25 protein-coding genes, 1 tRNA gene and 1 pseudogene are annotated in these 22,320 nt (G+C 52.8%); 19 read left to right on the top strand and 8 right to left on the bottom strand.

Features of this window, described 5'->3' with window-relative positions:
• Both eco and A1WG_RS25355 read right to left on the bottom strand, forming a co-directional pair.
• The coding region (gene eco / locus A1WG_RS19780) for a serine protease inhibitor ecotin (protein WP_001516735.1) at positions 1-488 on the bottom strand (488 nt) is incomplete at its 3' end.
• Positions 489-621: 133 nt separating this feature from the next.
• A pseudogene (locus tag A1WG_RS25355) lies at positions 622-786 on the bottom strand (hypothetical protein).
• Between the two features lie 108 nt (positions 787-894).
• Here A1WG_RS25355 and napF point away from each other — a divergent pair.
• The 15 genes from napF to ccmH are packed head-to-tail and all read left to right on the top strand — an operon-like array spanning position 895 to position 13,034.
• Positions 895-1,389: a ferredoxin-type protein NapF gene (gene napF, locus A1WG_RS19785; protein ID WP_000687310.1), complete on the top strand. Its 495-nt coding sequence runs from the start codon at positions 895-897 to the stop codon at positions 1,387-1,389.
• On the top strand, positions 1,379-1,642 hold the full coding sequence (gene napD / locus A1WG_RS19790; protein WP_000557372.1) for a chaperone NapD: 264 nt from the start codon (positions 1,379-1,381) through the stop codon (positions 1,640-1,642). The genes napF and napD overlap by 11 nt, the downstream gene beginning before the upstream one ends.
• Complete coding sequence (napA, locus tag A1WG_RS19795; RefSeq protein ID WP_001516733.1) at positions 1,639-4,125, top strand: periplasmic nitrate reductase subunit alpha; 2,487 nt, start codon at positions 1,639-1,641, stop codon at positions 4,123-4,125. Before napD ends, napA begins: the two co-directional genes overlap by 4 nt.
• A gap of 6 nt (positions 4,126-4,131) precedes the next feature.
• Positions 4,132-4,827: a ferredoxin-type protein NapG gene (napG, locus tag A1WG_RS19800; RefSeq protein ID WP_000091299.1), complete on the top strand. Its 696-nt coding sequence runs from the start codon at positions 4,132-4,134 to the stop codon at positions 4,825-4,827.
• Positions 4,814-5,677, top strand: coding sequence for a quinol dehydrogenase ferredoxin subunit NapH (napH, locus tag A1WG_RS19805; RefSeq protein ID WP_000013486.1), 864 nt, complete (start codon positions 4,814-4,816; stop codon positions 5,675-5,677). The genes napG and napH overlap by 14 nt, the downstream gene beginning before the upstream one ends.
• A complete protein-coding gene (gene napB, locus A1WG_RS19810; protein ID WP_000835174.1) occupies positions 5,674-6,123 on the top strand; it encodes a nitrate reductase cytochrome c-type subunit in 450 nt (149 codons plus the stop codon). Before napH ends, napB begins: the two co-directional genes overlap by 4 nt.
• A gap of 9 nt (positions 6,124-6,132) precedes the next feature.
• Positions 6,133-6,735 (top strand): cytochrome c-type protein NapC, encoded by a 603-nt coding sequence (gene napC / locus A1WG_RS19815; protein WP_000528371.1) that lies wholly within the window; start codon positions 6,133-6,135, stop codon positions 6,733-6,735.
• Positions 6,736-6,747: 12 nt separating this feature from the next.
• On the top strand, positions 6,748-7,371 hold the full coding sequence (gene ccmA / locus A1WG_RS19820) for a cytochrome c biogenesis heme-transporting ATPase CcmA (RefSeq protein WP_077633357.1): 624 nt from the start codon (positions 6,748-6,750) through the stop codon (positions 7,369-7,371).
• Positions 7,368-8,030 carry a heme exporter protein CcmB gene (gene ccmB / locus A1WG_RS19825; protein WP_000971724.1) on the top strand — a complete coding sequence of 221 codons (663 nt, stop codon included), beginning with the start codon at positions 7,368-7,370 and terminating at the stop codon, positions 8,028-8,030. Before ccmA ends, ccmB begins: the two co-directional genes overlap by 4 nt.
• Before the next feature lie 41 nt (positions 8,031-8,071).
• Complete coding sequence (gene ccmC, locus A1WG_RS19830; RefSeq protein ID WP_001295447.1) at positions 8,072-8,809, top strand: heme exporter protein CcmC; 738 nt, start codon at positions 8,072-8,074, stop codon at positions 8,807-8,809.
• A complete protein-coding gene (gene ccmD, locus A1WG_RS19835; RefSeq protein ID WP_000186540.1) occupies positions 8,806-9,015 on the top strand; it encodes a heme exporter protein CcmD in 210 nt (69 codons plus the stop codon). Before ccmC ends, ccmD begins: the two co-directional genes overlap by 4 nt.
• Positions 9,012-9,491, top strand: coding sequence for a cytochrome c maturation protein CcmE (gene ccmE, locus A1WG_RS19840; protein ID WP_001026411.1), 480 nt, complete (start codon positions 9,012-9,014; stop codon positions 9,489-9,491). The genes ccmD and ccmE overlap by 4 nt, the downstream gene beginning before the upstream one ends.
• On the top strand, positions 9,488-11,431 hold the full coding sequence (ccmF, locus tag A1WG_RS19845; protein ID WP_001516731.1) for a cytochrome c-type biogenesis heme lyase CcmF: 1,944 nt from the start codon (positions 9,488-9,490) through the stop codon (positions 11,429-11,431). The genes ccmE and ccmF overlap by 4 nt, the downstream gene beginning before the upstream one ends.
• The gene (gene dsbE / locus A1WG_RS19850) at positions 11,428-11,985 is read left to right on the top strand and encodes a thiol:disulfide interchange protein DsbE (protein ID WP_000824445.1); all 558 of its coding nucleotides are present in this window, start codon (positions 11,428-11,430) and stop codon (positions 11,983-11,985) included. The genes ccmF and dsbE overlap by 4 nt, the downstream gene beginning before the upstream one ends.
• Positions 11,982-13,034 carry a cytochrome c-type biogenesis thiol:disulfide oxidoreductase CcmH gene (ccmH, locus tag A1WG_RS19855; protein ID WP_001516730.1) on the top strand — a complete coding sequence of 351 codons (1,053 nt, stop codon included), beginning with the start codon at positions 11,982-11,984 and terminating at the stop codon, positions 13,032-13,034. The genes dsbE and ccmH overlap by 4 nt, the downstream gene beginning before the upstream one ends.
• Positions 13,035-13,068: 34 nt before the next feature.
• Here ccmH and narP read toward each other — a convergent pair whose 3' ends face one another.
• The 4 genes from narP to A1WG_RS19875 all read right to left on the bottom strand — a co-directional run bounded on the left by narP (position 13,069) and on the right by A1WG_RS19875 (position 16,057).
• Positions 13,069-13,716: a nitrate/nitrite response regulator protein NarP gene (gene narP, locus A1WG_RS19860; RefSeq protein ID WP_001516729.1), complete on the bottom strand. Its 648-nt coding sequence runs from the start codon at positions 13,714-13,716 to the stop codon at positions 13,069-13,071.
• Positions 13,717-13,898: 182 nt separating this feature from the next.
• Positions 13,899-13,975, bottom strand: a tRNA-Pro gene (locus A1WG_RS19865).
• A gap of 74 nt (positions 13,976-14,049) precedes the next feature.
• A complete protein-coding gene (gene yejM / locus A1WG_RS19870) occupies positions 14,050-15,810 on the bottom strand; it encodes an LPS biosynthesis-modulating metalloenzyme YejM (RefSeq protein ID WP_000256124.1) in 1,761 nt (586 codons plus the stop codon).
• A gap of 19 nt (positions 15,811-15,829) precedes the next feature.
• Positions 15,830-16,057, bottom strand: coding sequence for a YejL family protein (locus A1WG_RS19875; protein WP_001135667.1), 228 nt, complete (start codon positions 16,055-16,057; stop codon positions 15,830-15,832).
• 181 nt (positions 16,058-16,238) lie between these two features.
• On the opposite strand from A1WG_RS19875, the gene yejK reads away from it, so the two are divergent.
• Positions 16,239-17,246, top strand: a complete 1,008-nt coding sequence (gene yejK, locus A1WG_RS19880; RefSeq protein WP_000050774.1) for a nucleoid-associated protein YejK — start codon at positions 16,239-16,241, stop codon at positions 17,244-17,246.
• 163 nt (positions 17,247-17,409) lie between these two features.
• On the opposite strand, the gene rplY is transcribed toward yejK, so the two are convergent.
• Together rplY and A1WG_RS19890 are read right to left on the bottom strand one after the other, a co-directional pair.
• Positions 17,410-17,694: a 50S ribosomal protein L25 gene (gene rplY / locus A1WG_RS19885; protein ID WP_000494188.1), complete on the bottom strand. Its 285-nt coding sequence runs from the start codon at positions 17,692-17,694 to the stop codon at positions 17,410-17,412.
• Between the two features lie 124 nt (positions 17,695-17,818).
• Positions 17,819-19,579 carry a DNA repair helicase RadD gene (locus A1WG_RS19890; RefSeq protein WP_001516728.1) on the bottom strand — a complete coding sequence of 587 codons (1,761 nt, stop codon included), beginning with the start codon at positions 19,577-19,579 and terminating at the stop codon, positions 17,819-17,821.
• Between the two features lie 148 nt (positions 19,580-19,727).
• Between A1WG_RS19890 and rsuA the strand changes: the two genes are divergently transcribed.
• The 3 genes from rsuA (at position 19,728) to A1WG_RS19905 (ending at position 22,318) form a co-directional block, all read left to right on the top strand.
• The gene (gene rsuA, locus A1WG_RS19895) at positions 19,728-20,423 is read left to right on the top strand and encodes a 16S rRNA pseudouridine(516) synthase RsuA (protein WP_001234858.1); all 696 of its coding nucleotides are present in this window, start codon (positions 19,728-19,730) and stop codon (positions 20,421-20,423) included.
• 27 nt (positions 20,424-20,450) lie between these two features.
• Complete coding sequence (bcr, locus tag A1WG_RS19900) at positions 20,451-21,641, top strand: multidrug efflux MFS transporter Bcr (protein ID WP_000213385.1); 1,191 nt, start codon at positions 20,451-20,453, stop codon at positions 21,639-21,641.
• Between the two features lie 332 nt (positions 21,642-21,973).
• Positions 21,974-22,318 carry a YejG family protein gene (locus A1WG_RS19905; RefSeq protein ID WP_000202798.1) on the top strand — a complete coding sequence of 115 codons (345 nt, stop codon included), beginning with the start codon at positions 21,974-21,976 and terminating at the stop codon, positions 22,316-22,318.
• The last annotated feature ends 2 nt before the right edge of the window (positions 22,319-22,320 follow it).

Genomic DNA, 22,320 nt, shown 5'->3' with positions numbered 1-22,320 from the left:
TAGCGAACTACCGCGTTCTCAATCTTCTCTTCCGCCTTCCAGACGCGGTATTTCACATCCACATTGTCTGGTGTATACACCACGATCGGCAGCTTGCTGTTGTAACGCAGCATTCCGGCATCACCCAGATACGCGGTAACAAATTTCTTTTCTTTCTTGCCATCCGGACAGGCCATCATCGTCGAAACCGGGGAGCTAACTTTATCAAAGACATAATAATCATAGCCCCAGCCTTCCAGCGTTTTGCTTTCCAGTTTTCCGCCAAGACGATGCAGATTGCAATCGACCTCCAGCGTCTGACCGATCAACAGTTCTACTTTCAGGGTAGGTTCATCTTCTTGCGGGGTTAACTGAATCACCTGACGCTTCATCCCTTTTTCGGCTTGCGGATAAGGGGCAATTTTTTCCAGCGGCTGGATGCTTTCTGCCGCCCAGGCAGAGGTCGTGGCAAAAGCGGCAAACAACACTGCAGGTAGAATGGTCTTCATTTTGTTTTCCTTTCTTCATTTATAGGTTTTTCACCGATGATGTCGCTGAAGGTTAACATATTCATCAAATTTATTAATTTGCTTTATGAATAACTTAAGGAATATTCAGACAACTTTACCTTCTCTTTTGGTGTTATATGCTGATGAATGGTGAAGCCTGAAGAAATATATTTGGTGAATTTATCGCTATATAAATTTATTTATAACCATTTGAAATGTGAGCAAAAGACCGTTTTTGCCAGCCTTCCCACCACTCTTTTGATCCTACTACAGGTTTTACCCCGATCGGGGTATGCATCTTTGACACATCCTTTAATATCTTAGCGGCTATAAAAATGGCTTATTAATTATGCGGTTTATTTGGTCGCTCTCCGTTTTCAGAGCGCGTTAATGATGGAAGGTCAATGTGAAGATTGATGTATCCCGTCGGGGCATACTCACTGGTCGCTGGCGCAAAGCCAGTAACGGTATCCGTCCGCCCTGGTCTGGTGATGAATCTCATTTTCTGACCCATTGTACCCGCTGCGACGCCTGTATTAATGCTTGTGAAAACAACATTCTGCAACGTGGTGCGGGCGGCTATCCGAGCGTTAATTTCAAAAACAACGAGTGCAGTTTCTGTTATGCCTGTGCGCAGGCTTGCCCCGAATCACTATTTTCTCCGCGCCACACCAGGGCCTGGGATTTGCTGTTCACCATCGGGGAGACGTGCCTGGCGTATCAGGCAGTCGAATGCCGTCGCTGTCAGGATAGCTGTGAACCAATGGCCATTATCTTTCGCCCGACGCTTTCCGGGATCTACCAGCCGCAACTTAATAGCCAACTTTGCAACGGATGTGGAGCATGTGCAGCTAGTTGTCCGGTATCAGCCATTACTGCGGAGTATCTCCATGCACACTAACTGGCAAGTTTGCAGCCTGGTCGTTCAGGCCAAAAGCGAACGAATTTCAGACATCAGCACCCAACTGAACGCCTTTGATGGCTGTGAAGTCGCTGTCAGCGACGCGCCGAGTGGTCAGTTGATAGTGGTGGTGGAAGCAGAAGACAGCGAAACGCTAATTCAAACCATTGAGTCAGTACGCAACGTAGAAGGCGTGCTGGCGGTGTCGCTGGTTTATCACCAGCAGGAAGAGCAAGGTGAGGAAACACCATGAAACTCAGTCGTCGTAGCTTTATGAAAGCTAACGCCGTTGCGGCCGCTGCGGCGGCTGCCGGTCTCAGCGTGCCGGGCGTTGCCCGCGCCGTTGTTGGTCAGCAGGAAGCCATTAAATGGGATAAAGCGCCATGCCGTTTTTGCGGTACTGGTTGTGGCGTTCTGGTCGGAACGCAACAGGGGCGTGTGGTGGCCTGTCAGGGTGACCCGGACGCACCGGTTAACCGTGGTCTGAACTGCATTAAGGGCTATTTCCTGCCCAAAATTATGTACGGTAAAGACCGTTTGACGCAGCCGCTTCTGCGTATGAAAAACGGTAAATATGACAAAGAAGGCGAGTTCACCCCAATCACCTGGGATCAAGCCTTTGATGTGATGGAAGAGAAATTCAAAACCGCCCTGAAAGAAAAAGGGCCGGAGTCGATCGGTATGTTCGGTTCTGGTCAGTGGACTATCTGGGAAGGTTATGCCGCGTCCAAGTTGTTCAAAGCGGGCTTCCGTTCTAACAACATCGACCCGAACGCACGCCACTGTATGGCGTCGGCGGTCGTTGGCTTTATGCGTACCTTTGGTATGGATGAGCCGATGGGCTGCTATGACGACATCGAACAGGCTGACGCGTTTGTGCTGTGGGGCGCGAACATGGCGGAGATGCACCCGATCCTCTGGTCGCGCATTACCAACCGTCGTCTCTCTAACCAGAACGTCACCGTGGCGGTGCTTTCTACTTACCAGCATCGTAGCTTTGAACTGGCGGATAACGGCATCATCTTTACGCCGCAGTCTGACCTGGTGATCCTGAACTATATCGCCAACTATATCATTCAAAACAATGCGATAAATCAGGACTTCTTCAGCAAACACGTCAACCTGCGTAAAGGGGCGACGGACATCGGCTACGGTTTACGTCCAACCCATCCGCTGGAAAAAGCGGCGAAAAATCCGGGTTCCGATGCTTCCGAGCCGATGAGCTTTGAAGATTACAAAGCCTTTGTTGCCGAATATACGCTGGAAAAAACCGCTGAAATGACCGGCGTGCCAAAAGATCAGTTGGAACAACTGGCGCAACTGTATGCCGATCCGAACAAGAAAGTCATCTCCTACTGGACGATGGGTTTCAACCAGCATACCCGCGGCGTGTGGGCCAACAACCTGGTCTACAACCTGCATCTGCTGACCGGCAAAATTTCCCAGCCGGGTTGCGGTCCGTTCTCCCTCACGGGTCAGCCTTCCGCGTGTGGTACTGCGCGTGAAGTGGGCACCTTTGCTCACCGTCTGCCAGCGGACATGGTGGTGACCAACGAGAAACACCGTGATATCTGCGAGAAGAAGTGGAATATCCCGAGCGGCACCATTCCGGCAAAAATCGGTCTGCACGCGGTAGCACAAGACCGTGCGCTGAAAGACGGCACGCTGAATGTTTACTGGACCATGTGTACCAATAACATGCAGGCCGGGCCGAACATTAATGAAGAGCGTATGCCGGGCTGGCGCGATCCGCGCAACTTTATCATCGTTTCCGATCCATATCCGACAGTCAGTGCGCTGGCCGCGGACTTGATTCTGCCGACAGCAATGTGGGTAGAGAAAGAGGGGGCTTACGGTAACGCAGAACGCCGTACTCAGTTCTGGCGTCAACAGGTACAGGCACCGGGCGAAGCAAAATCGGATCTCTGGCAGTTAGTCCAGTTCTCCCGCCGCTTCAAAACTGAAGAAGTGTGGCCGGAAGAGCTGCTGGCGAAGAAACCGGAGCTGCGTGGCAAAACGCTGTACGAGGTACTGTATGCCACCCCGGAAGTGAGCAAATTCCCGGTATCCGAACTGGCAGAAGATCAACTTAATGATGAATCCCGCGAGCTGGGCTTCTATCTGCAAAAAGGGTTGTTCGAAGAGTACGCATGGTTTGGCCGCGGTCACGGTCACGATCTGGCTCCGTTCGATGACTACCACAAAGCACGCGGCCTGCGCTGGCCGGTAGTTAACGGTAAAGAAACGCAGTGGCGTTACAGTGAAGGCAACGACCCGTATGTGAAAGCGGGCGAAGGCTACAAGTTCTACGGTAAACCGGATGGCAAAGCGGTGATCTTCGCACTGCCGTTTGAACCGGCGGCGGAAGCTCCGGATGAAGAATACGATCTGTGGCTCTCTACCGGGCGCGTACTGGAGCACTGGCATACCGGCAGTATGACTCGCCGTGTACCAGAACTGCACCGTGCCTTCCCGGAAGCGGTCCTGTTTATTCACCCGCTGGATGCGAAAGCGCGTGACCTGCGTCGTGGTGACAAAGTGAAAGTGGTTTCTCGTCGTGGCGAAGTGATCTCGATTGTCGAAACGCGCGGTCGTAACCGTCCGCCGCAGGGTCTGGTGTATATGCCGTTCTTCGACGCCGCACAGTTGGTTAACAAACTGACGCTGGACGCGACCGATCCGCTCTCGAAAGAGACGGACTTTAAGAAGTGCGCGGTCAAACTGGAGAAGGTGTAAGCCATTATGTCCCGGTCAGCGAAACCTCAAAATGGTCGCCGCCGCTTTCTGCGCGATGTCGTTCGCACAGCAGGCGGGCTGGCTGCCGTGGGTGTGGCGCTGGGGTTACAACAGCAAACCGCACGTGCATCTGGCGTGCGGTTGCGCCCGCCCGGAGCCATAAACGAGAACGCCTTTGCCAGTGCCTGTGTGCGTTGCGGGCAGTGTGTTCAGGCTTGCCCTTACGACACCTTAAAGCTGGCGACGTTGGCCTCTGGCCTGTCGGCGGGCACGCCGTACTTTGTGGCGCGCGATATTCCTTGCGAAATGTGTGAGGACGTACCGTGTGCCAAAGTGTGCCCGAGTGGTGCGCTGGATCGTGAAATCGAATCGATCGACGACGCGCGGATGGGACTGGCAGTGCTGGTGGATCAGGAGAACTGCCTCAACTTTCAGGGGCTGCGCTGCGATGTCTGTTATCGCGAATGCCCGAAAATTGATGAGGCGATTACCCTGGAACTGGAGCGCAACACGCGTACCGGTAAACACGCCCGTTTTCTGCCAACGGTTCACAGCGATGCCTGCACCGGCTGCGGTAAGTGCGAAAAAGTGTGCGTACTGGAGCAACCGGCAATCAAGGTGTTACCGCTGTCACTGGCGAAAGGGGAGTTAGGTCACCATTACCGCTTCGGCTGGCTGGAGGGGAACGATGGCAAATCGTAAACGTGACGCCGGGCGCGAGGCGCTGGCGAAAAAAGGCTGGTGGCGTAGTCACCGTTGGCTGGTGTTGCGTCGCCTTTGTCAGTTCTTCGTACTGGGAATGTTTTTGAGCGGCCCGTGGTTTGGTGTGTGGATCTTGCACGGCAACTATAGCAGTAGCTTGTTACTCGACACCATTCCGCTGACCGATCCGCTGATGACGCTGCAAAGCCTTGCCAGCGGTCATCTACCTGCCACAGTGGCGTTGACCGGCGCAGTGATTATCACTGTGCTCTACGCCCTGGCAGGAAAGCGATTATTTTGCAGTTGGGTCTGTCCGCTGAACCCGATTACCGATTTAGCAAACTGGTTACGCAGGCGATTTGACCTCAATCAGTCTGCGACGATCCCGCGGCACATTCGCTACGTGCTGCTGGTCGTCATACTGGTGGGATCGGCCTTAACCGGCACACTCATCTGGGAATGGATTAACCCTGTTTCCCTGATGGGGCGCAGCCTGGTAATGGGATTCGGCAGCGGCGCGCTGCTTATTCTCGCGCTGTTTTTATTTGATCTACTGGTCGTTGAACACGGCTGGTGCGGTCACATTTGCCCGGTCGGTGCGCTGTATGGCGTGTTGGGTAGCAAAGGTATTGTTACCGTTGCGGCTACCGATCGGCAGAAATGTAACCGCTGTATGGATTGTTTTCATGTTTGCCCGGAACCGCATGTACTACGTGCCCCGGTGCTGGATGAACAAAGCCCGGTGCAGGTCACCAGCCGCGATTGCATGACGTGCGGTCGCTGCGTGGATGTCTGTTCTGAGGATGTATTTACAATAACTACACGATGGAGTTCGGGAGCGAAATCATGAAAAGCCATGACCTGAAGAAAGCGCTGTGTCAATGGACGGCGATGCTGGCCCTGGTGGTGAGCGGCGCGGTTTGGGCGGCTAATGGCGTCGATTTTAGCCAGTCGCCGGAAGTATCCGGGACGCAGGAAGGGGCCATTCGGATGCCAAAAGAGCAGGATCGGATGCCGCTGAACTATGTGAATCAGCCGCCGATGATCCCGCATAGCGTTGAAGGTTATCAGGTAACGACCAATACCAACCGCTGCTTACAGTGCCACGGTGTCGAGAGCTATCGCACCACTGGCGCGCCGCGCATCAGTCCAACTCACTTTATGGACAGCGATGGCAAGGTAGGTGCGGAAGTGGCTCCGCGTCGTTACTTCTGTCTGCAATGTCACGTGCCGCAGGCCGATACCGCGCCAATCGTGGGGAATACCTTCACCCCATCAAAAGGTTACGGGAAATAAGAGGTTATTATGGGAAATTCTGACCGTAAGCCTGGCCTGATTAAGCGCCTGTGGAAATGGTGGCGTACTCCCAGTCGTCTGGCGCTGGGTACGCTGCTGTTGATCGGTTTTGTTGGCGGTATTGTCTTCTGGGGCGGCTTTAACACCGGAATGGAAAAAGCCAATACCGAAGAGTTCTGCATTAGCTGCCACGAAATGCGCAATACGGTGTATCAGGAATACATGGATTCCGTGCATTACAACAACCGTAGTGGCGTGCGTGCGACCTGTCCGGATTGTCACGTTCCGCACGAGTTTGTGCCGAAAATGATACGCAAGCTCAAAGCAAGTAAAGAGCTGTATGGTAAAATTTTTGGCGTTATTGACACGCCGCAAAAGTTTGAAGCTCATCGCCTGACTATGGCACAGAATGAGTGGCGGCGGATGAAGGACAATAACTCGCAGGAGTGTCGTAACTGTCACAACTTCGAGTATATGGATACAACCGCCCAGAAAGGTGTTGCCGCGAAGATGCACGCTCAGGCGGTGAAAGACGGGCAAACCTGTATTGACTGCCATAAAGGGATAGCGCACAAGCTGCCTGATATGCGTGAAGTCGAACCAGGTTTTTAACAGGGTTATTGCGTGGGTATGCTTGAAGCCAGAGAATTACTCTGCGAGCGGGATGAACGCACTTTATTTAGTGGTTTGTCATTTACGCTGAATGCAGGAGAGTGGGTACAAATCACCGGCAGCAACGGCGCGGGGAAGACAACGCTTCTCCGTTTGCTGACGGGGTTGTCTCGCCCTGATGCGGGTGAAGTTCTCTGGCAAGGGCAGCCCTTGCATCAGGTACGCGATAGCTACCATCAAAACCTGTTATGGATAGGCCATCAGCCGGGGATCAAAACCCGGCTGACGGCGTTAGAAAATCTGCACTTTTATCATCGCGATGGTGATACCGCACACTGTCTGGACGCTCTGGCGCAGGCCGGGCTTGCCGGATTCGAAGATATTCCCGTGAATCAACTCTCTGCCGGGCAACAACGCCGCGTTGCGCTGGCGCGTCTGTGGCTGACCCGTGCCACCTTGTGGATCCTCGACGAACCGTTTACCGCGATTGACGTTAACGGCGTCGATCATCTGACCCAGCGTATGGCACAGCATACGGAGCAGGGGGGGATTGTGATTCTTACTACTCACCAACCGCTCAACGTTGCCGAAAGTAAAATCCGCCGCATATCTCTGACGAAAACGAGGGGCGTATGATGTTCTGGCGCATTTTCCGTCTTGAGCTGCGCGTAGCGTTTCGCCATAGCGCCGAAATCGCCAACCCGCTGTGGTTTTTCCTGATTGTTATTACTCTTTTTCCGCTCAGTATCGGTCCGGAGCCGCAACTGCTGGCACGTATTGCACCGGGCATTATTTGGGTGGCAGCGCTGCTTTCTTCCTTACTGGCGCTGGAGCGACTGTTCCGTGACGATTTGCAGGACGGCAGTCTTGAACAACTGATGTTGTTGCCGTTACCCTTGCCCGCCGTTGTGCTGGCGAAGGTGATGGCGCACTGGATGGTAACCGGTTTACCGTTACTTATCCTCTCGCCACTGGTGGCATTGCTACTGGGAATGGACGTTTATGGCTGGCAAGTGATGGCGCTGACGTTGCTGTTGGGAACTCCAACGCTGGGATTTCTCGGTGCTCCGGGCGTGGCGCTGACAGTGGGACTTAAACGCGGTGGCGTGCTGCTCAGCATACTGGTGTTACCGCTGACCATCCCATTACTCATCTTTGCTACCGCCGCGATGGACGCGGCTTCGATGCATTTGCCCGTTGACGGGTATCTGGCAATTTTAGGCGCGTTGCTGGCAGGCACCGCGACATTAAGTCCTTTTGCGACGGCGGCAGCGTTACGAATCAGCATTCAATAACGCTGGATTACTGATTTTTGTTCGAGTCTGGTATCGAAACTATGTGGAAAACACTGCATCAACTGGCGATCCCACCACGGCTGTACCAAATCTGTGGCTGGTTTATACCGTGGCTGGCAATCGCCAGTGTGGTCGTGCTTACCGTTGGCTGGATCTGGGGATTCGGCTTCGCTCCGGCTGATTATCAGCAGGGAAATAGCTACCGCATTATCTATCTGCATGTGCCTGCGGCGATCTGGTCGATGGGCATTTATGCCTCAATGGCGGTGGCGGCGTTTATCGGCCTTGTCTGGCAGATGAAAATGGCCAATCTGGCGGTGGCGGCGATGGCTCCCATTGGTGCCGTGTTTACCTTTATTGCCCTGGTTACCGGTTCCGCATGGGGAAAACCGATGTGGGGGACCTGGTGGGTATGGGACGCACGTCTGACCTCTGAACTGGTGTTGCTGTTTCTGTATGTTGGTGTGATTGCGCTGTGGCACGCTTTCGACGACCGCCGTCTGGCGGGGCGTGCGGCGGGGATCCTGGTGCTGATTGGTGTAGTAAACCTGCCGATTATTCATTACTCCGTGGAGTGGTGGAACACCCTGCATCAGGGATCAACGCGGATGCAGCAAAGTATCGATCCGGCGATGCGTTCGCCGCTGCGCTGGTCGATTTTTGGTTTCCTGCTGCTGTCTGCCACGCTGACGCTAATGCGGATGCGTAATTTGATTTTGCTGATGGAAAAACGCCGTCCGTGGGTGAGTGAACTGATACTGAAAAGAGGCCGTAAATGACCCCTGCATTTGCTTCCTGGAATGAATTTTTCGCAATGGGCGGTTACGCCTTTTTTGTCTGGCTGGCGGTAGTGATGACTGTTATTCCGCTGGTGGTGTTGGTCGTGCACTCGGTGATGCAGCATCGCGCAATTCTGCGTGGCGTGGCGCAACAACGGGCGCGTGAGGCGCGTTTACGTGCTGCGCAACAGCAGGAGGCTGCATGAATATTCGCCGTAAAAACCGCTTGTGGATTGCCTGTGCCGTGCTGGCGGGGCTGGCGCTGACTATCGGTCTGGTGCTGTATGCGCTGCGCTCGAATATCGATCTTTTCTATACGCCGGGGGAAATTCTCTACGGCAAGCGTGAAACCCAGCAGATGCCGGAAGTCGGTCAGCGTCTGCGCGTCGGCGGGATGGTGATGCCGGGTAGCGTGCAGCGCGATCCTGACTCGCTGAAAGTGACCTTCACCATTTACGATGCTGAAGGCTCAGTGGATGTCTCTTACGAAGGCATTCTGCCGGACCTGTTCCGTGAAGGGCAGGGCGTTGTGGTGCAGGGCGAACTGGAAAAAGGCAATCATATCCTCGCGAAAGAAGTACTGGCGAAACACGATGAAAACTACACACCGCCAGAAGTCGAGAAAGCGATGGAAGCTAATCACCGTCGCCCGGCCAGTGTTTATAAGGATCCAGCATCATGATGCCGGAAATTGGTAACGGACTGCTGTGCCTGGCATTAGGGATTGCGCTGCTGCTGTCCGTCTATCCTTTGTGGGGCGTGGCGCGTGGAGATGCGCGCATGATGGCCTCTTCTCGCTTGTTTGCCTGGTTGCTGTTTATGTCTGTGGCTGGCGCATTTCTGGTGCTGGTCAATGCGTTCGTGGTGAACGACTTCACCGTCACCTACGTGGCCAGCAACTCTAATACCCAGCTTCCGGTGTGGTATCGCGTGGCGGCCACCTGGGGCGCGCATGAAGGCTCGCTGCTGCTGTGGGTGCTGCTGATGAGCGGCTGGACCTTTGCGGTAGCGATTTTTAGCCAGCGTATTCCGCTGGATATCGTTGCCCGCGTACTGGCGATAATGGGAATGGTCAGCGTCGGCTTTTTGCTGTTCATTCTCTTTACCTCTAACCCGTTCTCCCGCACGCTGCCGAACTTCCCGATTGAAGGGCGTGATCTTAACCCGCTGTTGCAGGATCCAGGACTGATCTTCCATCCGCCTCTGCTCTATATGGGTTACGTCGGTTTCTCGGTGGCGTTTGCTTTTGCCATTGCATCTTTATTGAGCGGACGTCTGGACAGCACCTACGCACGTTTTACCCGTCCCTGGACGCTGGCGGCGTGGATCTTCCTGACGCTTGGCATCGTACTTGGTTCTGCGTGGGCTTATTACGAACTTGGTTGGGGCGGCTGGTGGTTCTGGGATCCAGTAGAAAACGCCTCGTTTATGCCGTGGCTGGTGGGTACTGCGCTGATGCACTCGCTGGCGGTGACTGAACAACGTGCCAGCTTCAAAGCGTGGACATTATTGCTGGCAATCAGTGCCTTCTCGTTGTGTCTGCTGGGAACTTTCCTTGTGCGCTCCGGCGTGCTGGTATCGGTACATGCATTTGCGTCTGACCCGGCGCGCGGCATGTTTATCCTCGCCTTTATGGTGCTGGTGATTGGCGGTTCGCTGCTGCTGTTTGCCGCGCGTGGACACAAAGTTCGCTCACGCGTAAACAATGCGCTGTGGTCGCGGGAATCTCTGTTGTTAGCGAACAACGTTTTGCTGGTCGCCGCGATGCTGGTGGTACTGCTGGGGACGCTGCTGCCGCTGGTGCATAAGCAACTCGGGCTGGGCAGCATTTCGATTGGCGAACCGTTCTTCAACACCATGTTTACCTGGCTGATGGTGCCGTTTGCGTTGTTGCTTGGCGTTGGCCCGCTGGTGCGCTGGGGGCGCGATCGTCCGCGTAAAATCCGCAATTTGTTGATTATCGCCTTTATTAGCACGCTGGCGTTGTCGTTGCTGTTGCCGTGGCTGTTCGAAAGCAAAGTCGTGGCGATGACGGTACTCGGTCTGGCAATGGCCTGCTGGATTGGTGTGCTGGCGATTGCCGAAGCGGCGCTGCGTATTTCGCGTGGCACCAAAACTACCTTCAGCTACTGGGGAATGGTGGCGGCCCACCTGGGGCTTGCAGTGACAATTGTTGGTATCGCCTTCAGTCAGAACTATAGCGTTGAGCGTGACGTACGCATGAAGTCTGGCGATAGCGTCGATATTCATGAGTATCGTTTCACATTCCGCGACGTAAAAGACGTTAGCGGTCCGAACTGGCGTGGCGGCGTGGCGACAATCGGCGTGACGCGTGACGGCAAACCGGAAACGGTGTTGTATGCAGAAAAACGTTATTACAACACCGCTGGTTCGATGATGACCGAAGCGGCAATTGATGGCGGCATCACCCGTGACCTGTACGCGGCGCTCGGTGAAGAGCTGGAAAACGGTGCGTGGGCTGTACGTCTTTACTACAAACCGTTTGTTCGCTGGATCTGGGCGGGCGGACTGATGATGGCGTTGGGGGGGCTACTGTGCCTGTTTGATCCTCGTTATCGCAAGCGCGTGAACCCGCAAAAAACTGCGCCGGAGGCTGTATGAAGCGCAAAGTATTGTTAATTCCTTTGATTATCTTCCTGGCGATTGCTGCAGCGTTGCTGTGGCAATTGGCACGTAATGCTGAAGGAGATGATCCGACCAATCTGGAATCGGCGCTTATTGGCAAGCCAGTGCCGAAGTTTCGCCTTGAATCACTGGATAATCCAGGTCAGTTTTATCAGGCGGACGTGCTGACTCAGGGCAAGCCGGTGCTGCTGAACGTCTGGGCGACCTGGTGCCCGACCTGCCGTGCGGAACATCAATACCTGAATCAGCTTTCTGCGCAGGGTATCCGCGTGGTCGGTATGAACTATAAAGACGACAGGCAGAAAGCGATTAGCTGGCTGAAAGAGCTGGGCAATCCTTACGCGTTAAGTCTGTTTGACGGCGACGGCATGTTAGGGCTGGATCTCGGTGTCTATGGCGCGCCAGAAACGTTCCTCATCGACGGCAACGGCATCATTCGCTATCGCCATGCGGGCGATCTCAATCCCCGCGTCTGGCAAGAAGAAATCAAGCCGCTATGGGAGAAATACAGTAAGGAGGCCGCACAATGAGGTTTTTATTGGGCGTGCTGATGCTGATGATCTCCAGCTCGGCACTGGCGACCATCGACGTGTTGCAGTTTAAGGATGAAGCTCAGGAACAACAGTTCCGTCAGCTCACTGAAGAACTGCGCTGCCCGAAATGCCAGAACAACAGCATTGCCGATTCCAACTCGATGATTGCCACCGACCTGCGACAGAAAGTGTACGAACTGATGCAGGAAGGCAAGGGTAAGAAAGAGATTGTTGATTATATGGTGGCGCGTTACGGCAACTTCGTTACTTACGATCCGCCGTTAACGCCGCTGACCGTGCTGCTGTGGGTGCTACCGGTGGTGGCTATTGGCATTGGCGGCTGGGTGATTTACTCCCGTTCGCGACGTCGGGTGCATGTGGCGCAGGAGGAGTTTCCCGAACAAAGCATGCCGGAAGGTAAGCGTGCCGGATATGTTGTTTATCTGCCGGGTATTGTGGTGGCGTTAGTTGTGGCTGGCGTCAGTTACTACCAGACCGGCAATTATCAGCAGGTAAAAGCCTGGCAGCAGGCCATGGTGCAGGCTCCGGCACTGCTGGACAGGGCGCTGGATCCGAAAGCTGAACCGTTGAATGAAGAAGAGATGTCGCGCCTCGCGCTGGGGATGCGTACTCAACTGCAAAAAAATCCGGGAGATATTGAAGGCTGGATTATGCTGGGTCGCATTGGGATGGCGCTGGGTAATGCCAGTATTGCGATCGATGCGTATGCTAACGCGTATCGCCTCGACCCGAAAAATAGTGATGCGGCGCTGGGTTATGCTGAAGCACTGACGCGTTCTTCTGATCCCAACGACAACCGCCTGGGTGGAGAGTTGTTACGCCAACTGGTGAGAAGCGACCACAGCAATATTCGTGTGTTAAGCATGTATGCGTTTAACGCCTTTGAACAGCAGCGATTTGGCGAAGCCGTTGCTGCGTGGGAGATGATGTTGAAGCTCTTACCCGCCAACGATACCCGTCGAGCGGTGATTGAACGCAGTATCGCGCAGGCGATGCAGCATTTGTCGCCGCAACAAAGTAAATAAGAAGAGGCCCGATGGTGACGCCATCGGGCTTTTTTTACTGTGCCCCGCGTTGTTGCAGGAACAAAATAGTTGCTGCCACGCGTGAGCGGACATTGAGTTTACGCAGCAGATTGCGAATGTGTACTTTCACTGTTTGCTCGGAAATATTCAACACTGAGGCAATCTGCTTATTCGACAGCCCCTGCGCCAGTTCGTGCAGAACATCCAGTTCACGCTCCGTCAACACACTGAAGGGATCTTCCTCTGCGCCAAACATTTCACGTTCGCGTAAGTACTGATTGACGCGTTCGCTAAAGACTTTGCTGCCTTTTGCCCCGGCGCGAATCGCTTCCAGCAGTACTTCCGGGTCGCTATCTTTCAACAGATAACCGTCAGCGCCTGCGTCTATCAACGCAAACACATCACTGGAGGCATCTGAAACGGTCAGAATAATAATTTGCGCGGTAACGCCATCCCTGCGCAAGGCATTGAGGGTATCCAGGCCACTCATGCCTTTCATATTCAGATCCAACAAGATCACGTCGATATCCAGTCGATTCGCCAGATCGATAGCACTTGCGCCGTCGCCCGCTTCAGCGACCACTTCAAAGCCAGGATCAAGTTCCAGTAACTGACGAACACCGCGTCGCATAAGTGGATGATCATCCACAATCAGCACCTGAAAAGGCGTTGCTTCAGGCATAGTAGTCTCCTGAGGTTTTATTAGAATCATTATGTTTGAGCGTAGCGTTGGAAACGCTACCAGGCGCGTGAATGTTACCCCATTTTATGTATGGGCATGTAGTAAAACTGCAAGTGTGGGTTGCGGGACAACGTGTAGATATAAAAAAACCAGCCATAACAGGCTGGTTCTTAAGGGATTTTTGGTCGGCACGAGAGGATTTGAACCTCCGACCCCCGACACCCCATGACGGTGCGCTACCAGGCTGCGCTACGTGCCGACTCGTGGCTGCTAATACTACCGTTTTCCACACCGATTGCAAGTAAGATATTTTGCTAACTGATTTATAATTAATCAGTTAGCGATGAAACGCTTCTCGTCTGTCAGCACCTGCAATAACAAACTTAACTGTGGTTTTTCGTCTTTCACTCTTTCACCATGTAAGTTGTAAGTGCGGTATTTACCATTATTGTTCAGCACCAGCGTCATTTTTGGCGTGGTGATTGCCAGCGTATCGTTATCCGCTGCGGTAACCCAATAATGACGGCGTTCAGGATTGAACAAATCCTGACCTTGCGAATATTCGCTGGCAGGCGTACTGACGTGCAGCAGGCGTTGCATCAACGTGGTCATTAGATCGGTATGATCGGTCAGGGTATTAATACGCTGCGCCGGTGTGCCCGGCCAGTGGATCACTAACGGCACCTGAAGATGACCGTGGGACCAGTCAAAGGTTTCTTCCTCTTCGCTCAGTGGAATACCCCGACCGGCAGTAATAATCACCACCGTATTGTCCAGCTTGCCAGAATCACGCAGCGCATTTAACACGCGGTTGATCTGCTCATCAACATTGCCTGCTGCCCGGCTATATTTATGGGTAAATGCTTGCTGGTTGCTATCGTCAATGTTGGTGCCATTGAAAGATACCCATGAGAACCAGCGATTATCTTCTTGCGCGTAGCGGCTCAGCCAGTTGATCCACTGCGTGGCGGTCTGAGCATCGGATTGCGTGCGAACGCTTGGCATTGAGAAGTCTGACAACAATGCCTGGCGATACAACGGGCTGGTAAAGCCATCGGATGAGAATAACCCAAGCTGATAGCCTTGCTGGTTAAGCGCGGTAATTAACGCCGCAGGCGTGCGGGTCGACAGAATGCCATCCATATAACTTGGCGAGATGCCATAGAACAGGCCAAAGATGCCGTTGTCGGTGGTGTTGCCCGAACTCATATGGCGTGTGAATGAAATATTTTGCTCGGCAAAACCCGCCAGTGCAGGCATCTGTTTCTCATAGCGTGAATAGTTCAGGCCATCGACAGTAATCAGCAAGACGTTCTGTCCGGTGCCCATATCGCGGTAGCGCAGTTCGCTTAACGGATACTGTACGGAAACGGCGTCCGGATTGCCTTGCTCAATAAGACGGCGTTGATACTCCTGTGCATCAAGCAGGCCATGCTTCTCAAGAAAACGTCGCGCCGTCATCGGATACGAAAGCGGCAGATTGGCGCGCTGCATGGTGATTGGGCGATAGAAATTGGCATCGGCCCAGATATACACCACGTGCGAGGCGATAAAGGCGATAAATAAGAATGCGGCCAGCGGACGGGCGAAGCGCCGACGACGTGTCAGGCTGCGCAGCTTTTGCCAACTCCACGTCGCAAACACCAGTTCAAGCAATAAAATAACCGGCACGCTGATGAACATCAGTTGCCAGTCGCGCGCCATCTCATTCTCGTCCGGGTTGATAACCAACTGCCAGACGATGGGATTAAGATGGAGATGGAAACGAGTAAAGACTTCGCTGTCGATCAGTAACAGCGTCATTCCCGCCGTTGCCAGAATGACGGATAAAAACCTCATCAGCCTCTGGGAGCCGATGATAAAGGTCAGCGGGAAGAGGATCAGCAAGTAGGTGGCGAACACCAGGAAGCTGAAATGGCCGATAATGCTTACGTAGGAATAAATACGACCAGCAAGTGTTGTCGGCCAGTCAGCGATAAACAGGTAACGGCTGCCTATGACGAGTGAAAGCAGAATATTGAACAGTGCAAACCAGTGCCCCCAACTGACCATTTGGGATACTTTTTCACGGTAGCGCTGATGATGAGTTACCATAACCTGTTATCTGTTTCCCTTAGTGCGCTTTGTCTTCGTTGATCGAGGACTGCAAGGCGCGGGCAAAAGAGTTGGCAATCGCCTGGCGTTGAGCCGGGGCAATGCTGGTATTGATAAGGTTAGTGACCATGTTGCCTAACACCATCAGGGAAAGGTCGGTCGGAGCCTTATGTTTTTCCAGTACGTTGAGCAGCTCTGCGAGCAATTGTTCAACCTGTTCATCACTGTAGCGGGAAATTTGTGGCATAAATCGAAATCAGTTAGTTGATGAAAGGGCAACATATTACCGTAGCAACGGTTTTTTTTCTGCTTTTTTATACTTTAAATCATTCGCGTTACGCTGCCTTCTGTAAAATGGCTGCCATCTTTTATTGCGTCGCTTTACCGGCGGTGATTGAATACCGCCCGGTCTTAAAGGAGAGTTTATCATGAGTCTGGATATCAACCAGATTGCTCTGCACCAGCTTATCAAGCGTGATGAGCAGAACCTTGAGCTGGTGTTGCGCGATTCATTGCTGGAGCCGACGGAAACCGTCGTTGAGATGGTGGCAGAACTGCATCGGGTCTATAGCGCTAAAAATAAAGCCTACGGCTTGTTCAACGAAGAGAGTGAACTGGCGCAGGCGTTACGTTTGCAGCGCCAGGGCGAAGAAGATTTTCTGGCATTTAGCCGCGCGGCAACCGGTCGCCTGCGTGACGAGCTGGCGAAATACCCCTTTGCTGACGGCGGTTTTGTGCTGTTTTGCCACTACCGTTATCTGGCTGTGGAGTATCTGCTGATTTGCGTGCTGAACAATTTAAGCAGTATGCGCGTTAACGAAAACCTCGACATCAACCCGACCCATTATCTTGATATCAATCATGCGGATATTGTGGCGCGTATCGATTTGACCGAGTGGGAAACTAACCCAGAATCGACCCGTTATCTGACTTTCCTGAAAGGACGAGTAGGGCGCAAAGTGGCTGATTTCTTTATGGACTTCCTCGGTGCCAGCGAAGGGTTGAATGCGAAAGCGCAAAACCGCGGTTTGTTGCAGGCGGTTGATGATTTCACTGCCGAAGCGCAACTGGATAAAGCAGAACGGCAAAATGTTCGCCAGCAGGTTTATAGCTACTGTAATGAGCAATTGCAGGCGGGCGAAGAAATCGAGCTGGAATCGCTGTCAAAAGAGCTGGCGGGCGTCAGCGAAGTGAGCTTCACGGAATTTGCGGCTGAAAAAGGGTATGAACTGGAAGAGAGCTTCCCGGCAGACCGCAGCACACTGCGTCAGTTGACGAAGTTTGCCGGTAGCGGCGGTGGCTTGACCATTAACTTTGATGCGATGCTGTTAGGTGAACGGATTTTTTGGGATCCGGCGACCGATACACTGACCATTAAGGGCACACCGCCGAATCTGCGCGATCAATTGCAGCGCCGGACTTCTGGCAGCAATTAATCGGTTTGGTGTTATGAATGCCAGATACGGTGTGAACGCTTTATCTGGCCGACAAAAAACAACCATACCGTAGGCCTTATAAGACGAGCAGCGTCGCATCAGGCATAATCTGCAGATACAAAAAACCCCGCCGGAGCGGGGTTTCTTACAACTTATTCAGCAATTAAGCGCGAACGAAGTCGATGTGCTGCAGCTTCGGTTTGTACGGGTGACGCTGTACATCCTGAGCTTTAACTTTGATTTCTTTACCGTCAACAACGATGGTCAGAACTTCGCTGTAAAATTCAGCTTTAACTTGCATGTTCATGACTTTGTCGTGATCCAGCTCAATTGCCAGCGGCGCTTCGTTGCCACCGTAGATGATTGCCGGGAATTTGTTAGCGGCACGCAGGCGGCGGCTCGCACCCTTACCCTGCTCTTTACGTACTTCTGCGTTGATAGTAAACATTTCTTTCTCTCTTAATTGATTCCTGCTACAGGCGACCCAGCAACAGGTAAGTGATCTGCTTTGCGTATGCAAAAGCGGGCGAGATTCTATACTCAAACGCCTTTCACATCAATCAAAACTACCATTAACCGCGTAATTCGTGCGCCCGACGAAAACGGCCTTCGTAATCGAACACTTTTTCACGAACCTGCCAGTACTGGCCTTTCATTCGTGCAACGACAAAATCCGGGTGGCGCAGCAACGCTTGCTGGGCGAGGATATCGGCGGCGGTTATCCAGCGCAGAGGGATGCCCGGTGTGCGCGTATGCGGGCGGATAAAAAGCTGCTCGAAGGCGGTTCGCTGGGCGGGTGTTTGCAGACGGAAGCGCTCACTCACATCAGCACCATCTTCATCGTAATAGGTGATTTTCAGCCATTCGCCTTTTTCATCGTGCCCATGCTGTAAAGACATGCCGCTACAGCGTAGCACCAGAGCATCTTTCAACCGTAGCGCCGCTTTTAACATATCATCCGGATCAACCAGAATGGTGTCGCACTCGCGGCAGCGGCGCGCGGCAATGTCATTTTCTGCATTGCACTGGGGGCAGTTTTTAAAGCGGAAGCGAAAATCACACTGTTCGCGATGCCCGTCGTCATCTTCGAACCATCCCTGACAACGGCGACCAAAGTGTTCAATCAATGTGCCGTCGGCGGTTGTTTTACCCCAAAACGTGTTGGCAAAGCCGCAGGCAGGGCAGAAAACCTGCACCGGGACGTTGTCACTTTTGCCTTTCGGCGTACCTACTTCCGGGGCGTAGAGATCGTGAGGGTTACCTGCATAATCAAGAATTAAGCAATCTGTCTTACCCGGAGCCAGACGCAGACCACGCCCGACAATTTGTTGGTAAAGACTTACCGATTCGGTAGGGCGCAGAATGGCGATAAGATCGACATGTGGCGCGTCAAATCCGGTGGTCAGTACCGCAACGTTGACCAGGTAGCGAAAACGCTGGGCTTTAAAATCTTCAATTAATACATCACGTTCAGCGCCGGGCGTGTCGCCGGTAATAAGCGCGGCATCTTCGGCGGGCAGTAGACCAACGATCTCTTTTGCGTGTTCGACCGTCGCGGCGAAAATCATCACCCCTTTGCGCGTTGCGGCGAACTCCATAATCTGGCTAATAATGTGTGGCGTAATGCGTTGCTGTTTTTTCAGCTCGCGGTTGAGATCAGCTTCGCTGAACAGCCCGTTGCTCTGTGCCTGTAAGCGGCTGAAATCATATTGCACTACCGGCATATCCAGCCGTTCCGGTGGTGTCAGATAACCGTGTTTAATCATATAGCGCAGCGGTAACTCATAAATGCAGTCCCGGAAAAGGGCTTTCTCGTCGCCGCGCACCATGCCGTGATAATGAAACTGATAGATCCAGCCTTTCCCCAGCCGAAAGGGCGTGGCAGTCAGCCCCAGCAGGCGTAAGTGGGGATTCACTTTTGTCAGGTGAGTAAGGATTTGCTGATACTGGCTCTCTTCGTCGTCGCCAATACGATGGCATTCATCGACAATCAACAGTGAAAATTCACTCTGAAAGGCGTCGAGATTGCGGGCGACCGACTGTACGCTGCCAAATACTACTTTACCGAGGCTCTCTTTGCGCTTTAGTCCGGCAGCAAAAATATCCGCTTCCAGCCCCAGCGCCTGATATTTTGCATGGTTTTGCGCTACCAGTTCTTTGACGTGTGCCAGCACCAGCACGCGACCACGCGCCAGCCGTGCCAGTTCCGCTATCACCAGACTTTTACCCGCACCGGTAGGGAGTACGATAACGGCAGGAGTTTTATGACGACGAAAATGGTTGAGCGTGGCATCCACGGCTTCTTGCTGATATGGACGGAGTGTAAAAATCATGGTCTCGCGTAGGTAGATTATTCTGCTAATAGTATGCCACGGATCTTTTTCCCTTGAGGGAAGTTATTAGACCGCTATACTGGGCAGACAACAGTTCAGATTTTCGGGTCAATGCCCGACCTCCGTTTTTACAGGCAAAATCACACACATGCGACTTGATAAATTTATCGCACAGCAACTCGGCGTTAGCCGTGCTATTGCCGGGCGTGAAATCCGCGGCACTCGTGTCACCGTCGATGGCGAAATCGTCCGCAATGCAGCGTTTAAACTGCTTCCTGAACACAGTGTGGCTTACGATGGTAACCCGTTGGTACAGCAACATGGCCCACGTTACTTCATGCTCAATAAGCCTCAGGGCTATGTTTGTTCCACGGATGACCCGGATCACCCAACGGTGCTCTATTTTCTTGATGAACCTGTAGCATGGAAACTGCATGCGGCAGGGCGGCTGGATATCGATACTACCGGTCTGGTGCTGATGACCGACGATGGTCAGTGGTCGCACCGCATTACTTCTCCACGTCATCATTGCGAGAAAACGTACCTGGTGACGCTGGAATCACCCGTAGCGGACGACACGGCAGAGCAATTTGCTAAAGGTGTACAACTGCATAACGAAAAAGATCTCACTAAGCCTGCGGTGCTGGAAGTGATTACCCCAACGCAGGTTCGTTTGACCATTAGTGAAGGGCGTTATCATCAGGTGAAACGTATGTTTGCCGCTGTGGGTAACCACGTGGTTGAACTGCACCGTGAACGTATTGGCGGCATTACGCTGGATGCAGATTTAGCACCCGGTGAATATCGTCCGTTAACTGAAGAAGAAATTGCCAGCGTCGTTTAACACTTTAATGACTTTCAGGAGCCAGTTGTGACCACCCGACAGCATTCGTCGTTTGCTATTGTCTTTATCCTTGGCCTGCTGGCCATGTTGATGCCGCTGTCGATTGATATGTATCTGCCTGCGCTGCCGGTGATTTCTGCCCAGTTTGGTGTGCCTGCGGGCAGTACGCAGATGACTCTGAGTACTTATATTCTGGGGTTTGCGTTGGGGCAGTTAATCTACGGACCGATGGCGGATAGCTTCGGGCGCAAGCCGGTTGTCCTCGGTGGTACATTGGTGTTTGCCGCGGCGGCGGTGGCGTGCGCGCTGGCGCAAACCATCGATCAGTTGATTGTGATGCGTTTCTTTCACGGTCTGGCGGCGGCAGCGGCCAGCGTCGTTATCAATGCCCTGATGCGCGATATTTACCCGAAAGAAGAGTTCTCGCGGATGATGTCGTTCGTTATGCTGGTGACCACCATCGCGCCGCTGATGGCACCGATTGTTGGCGGCTGGGTGCTGGTGTGGTTGAGCTGGCATTATATTTTCTGGATCCTCGCTGTAGCGGCGATTCTGGCTTCGGCAATGATCTTCTTCCTGATCAAAGAAACCTTGCCGCCAGAGCGTCGCCAGCCGTTTCACATCCGTACCACCATTGGTAACTTTGCCGCGTTGTTCCGCCATAAGCGTGTCCTGAGTTATATGTTGGCCAGCGGTTTTAGCTTTGCCGGGATGTTCTCGTTCTTAAGCGCCGGACCGTTTGTCTACATTGAAATTAACCATGTCGCACCGGAAAACTTCGGTTATTACTTTGCGTTAAACATTGTTTTCCTGTTTGTGATGACCATTTTTAACAGTCGCTTTGTTCGCCGCATTGGCGCGCTGAATATGTTCCGCTCGGGGCTGTGGATTCAATTTATTATGGCGGCGTGGATGGTCATCAGCGCATTACTGGGGCTAGGATTCTGGTCGCTGGTAGTGGGTGTGGCGGCGTTTGTTGGCTGCGTATCGATGGTGTCTTCTAACGCGATGGCGGTAATTCTGGATGAGTTCCCTCATATGGCGGGAACCGCGTCGTCGCTTGCAGGAACTTTTCGTTTTGGCATTGGCGCAATTGTTGGCGCGCTGCTTTCGCTGGCGACCTTTAATTCCGCATGGCCGATGATTTGGTCAATCGCATTCTGTGCAACCAGTTCAATTCTCTTCTGTTTGTACGCCAGCAGACCCAAAAAACGGTGAACTATTGCTCAACAGGGAAGCTAAAAGGCTTCCTTTGTTGATGTATATCAACCACAAATCTATCAATCCCCCGTCATTTGTTTGTTTTATGTAAAATCAATTTATGTAAAAAGTCACATCATTGTAGTTAAAAAGGTTGAGTTAGATCTCAGAAACGGGTACATATAGCCCCGCAAACGTGACCACGCCCGCAGATATTATTTAAATCAGAGCCATAGAGGCCACGCAGGCGAGGCATCAATCTTTACGATCTGTTTAAAGACGGGTTGTTGATGATGTGTTAAAATTAATGTAAATAAATTGTGAATTAAATGTGCTTCCGGGGAAAATAAGTGACTTCATTACAACTCTCAATCGTCCATCGACTGCCGCAGAACTATCGTTGGTCTGCTGGTTTCGCAGGTTCAAAAGTTGAACCGATTCCGCAAAATGGACCGTGCGGTGACAACAGCCTGGTGGCGCTTAAATTGCTTAGCCCGGATGGCGATAACGCATGGTCGGTGATGTACAAACTCAGCCAGGCATTAAGCGATATTGAAGTTCCGTGCTCGGTACTGGAGTGTGAAGGTGAGCCATGTCTGTTTGTTAATCGGCAGGATGAGTTCGCCGCCACCTGTCGACTGAAAAATTTTGGTGTGGCAATTGCCGAACCTTTCTCAAACTACAATCCTTTTTAAGC

This window comes from Escherichia sp. KTE96, from assembly GCF_000408525.1.
GTDB classification, from domain to species: domain Bacteria; phylum Pseudomonadota; class Gammaproteobacteria; order Enterobacterales; family Enterobacteriaceae; genus Escherichia; species Escherichia marmotae.
This window is presented reverse-complemented; position numbering and strand designations above follow the sequence as displayed.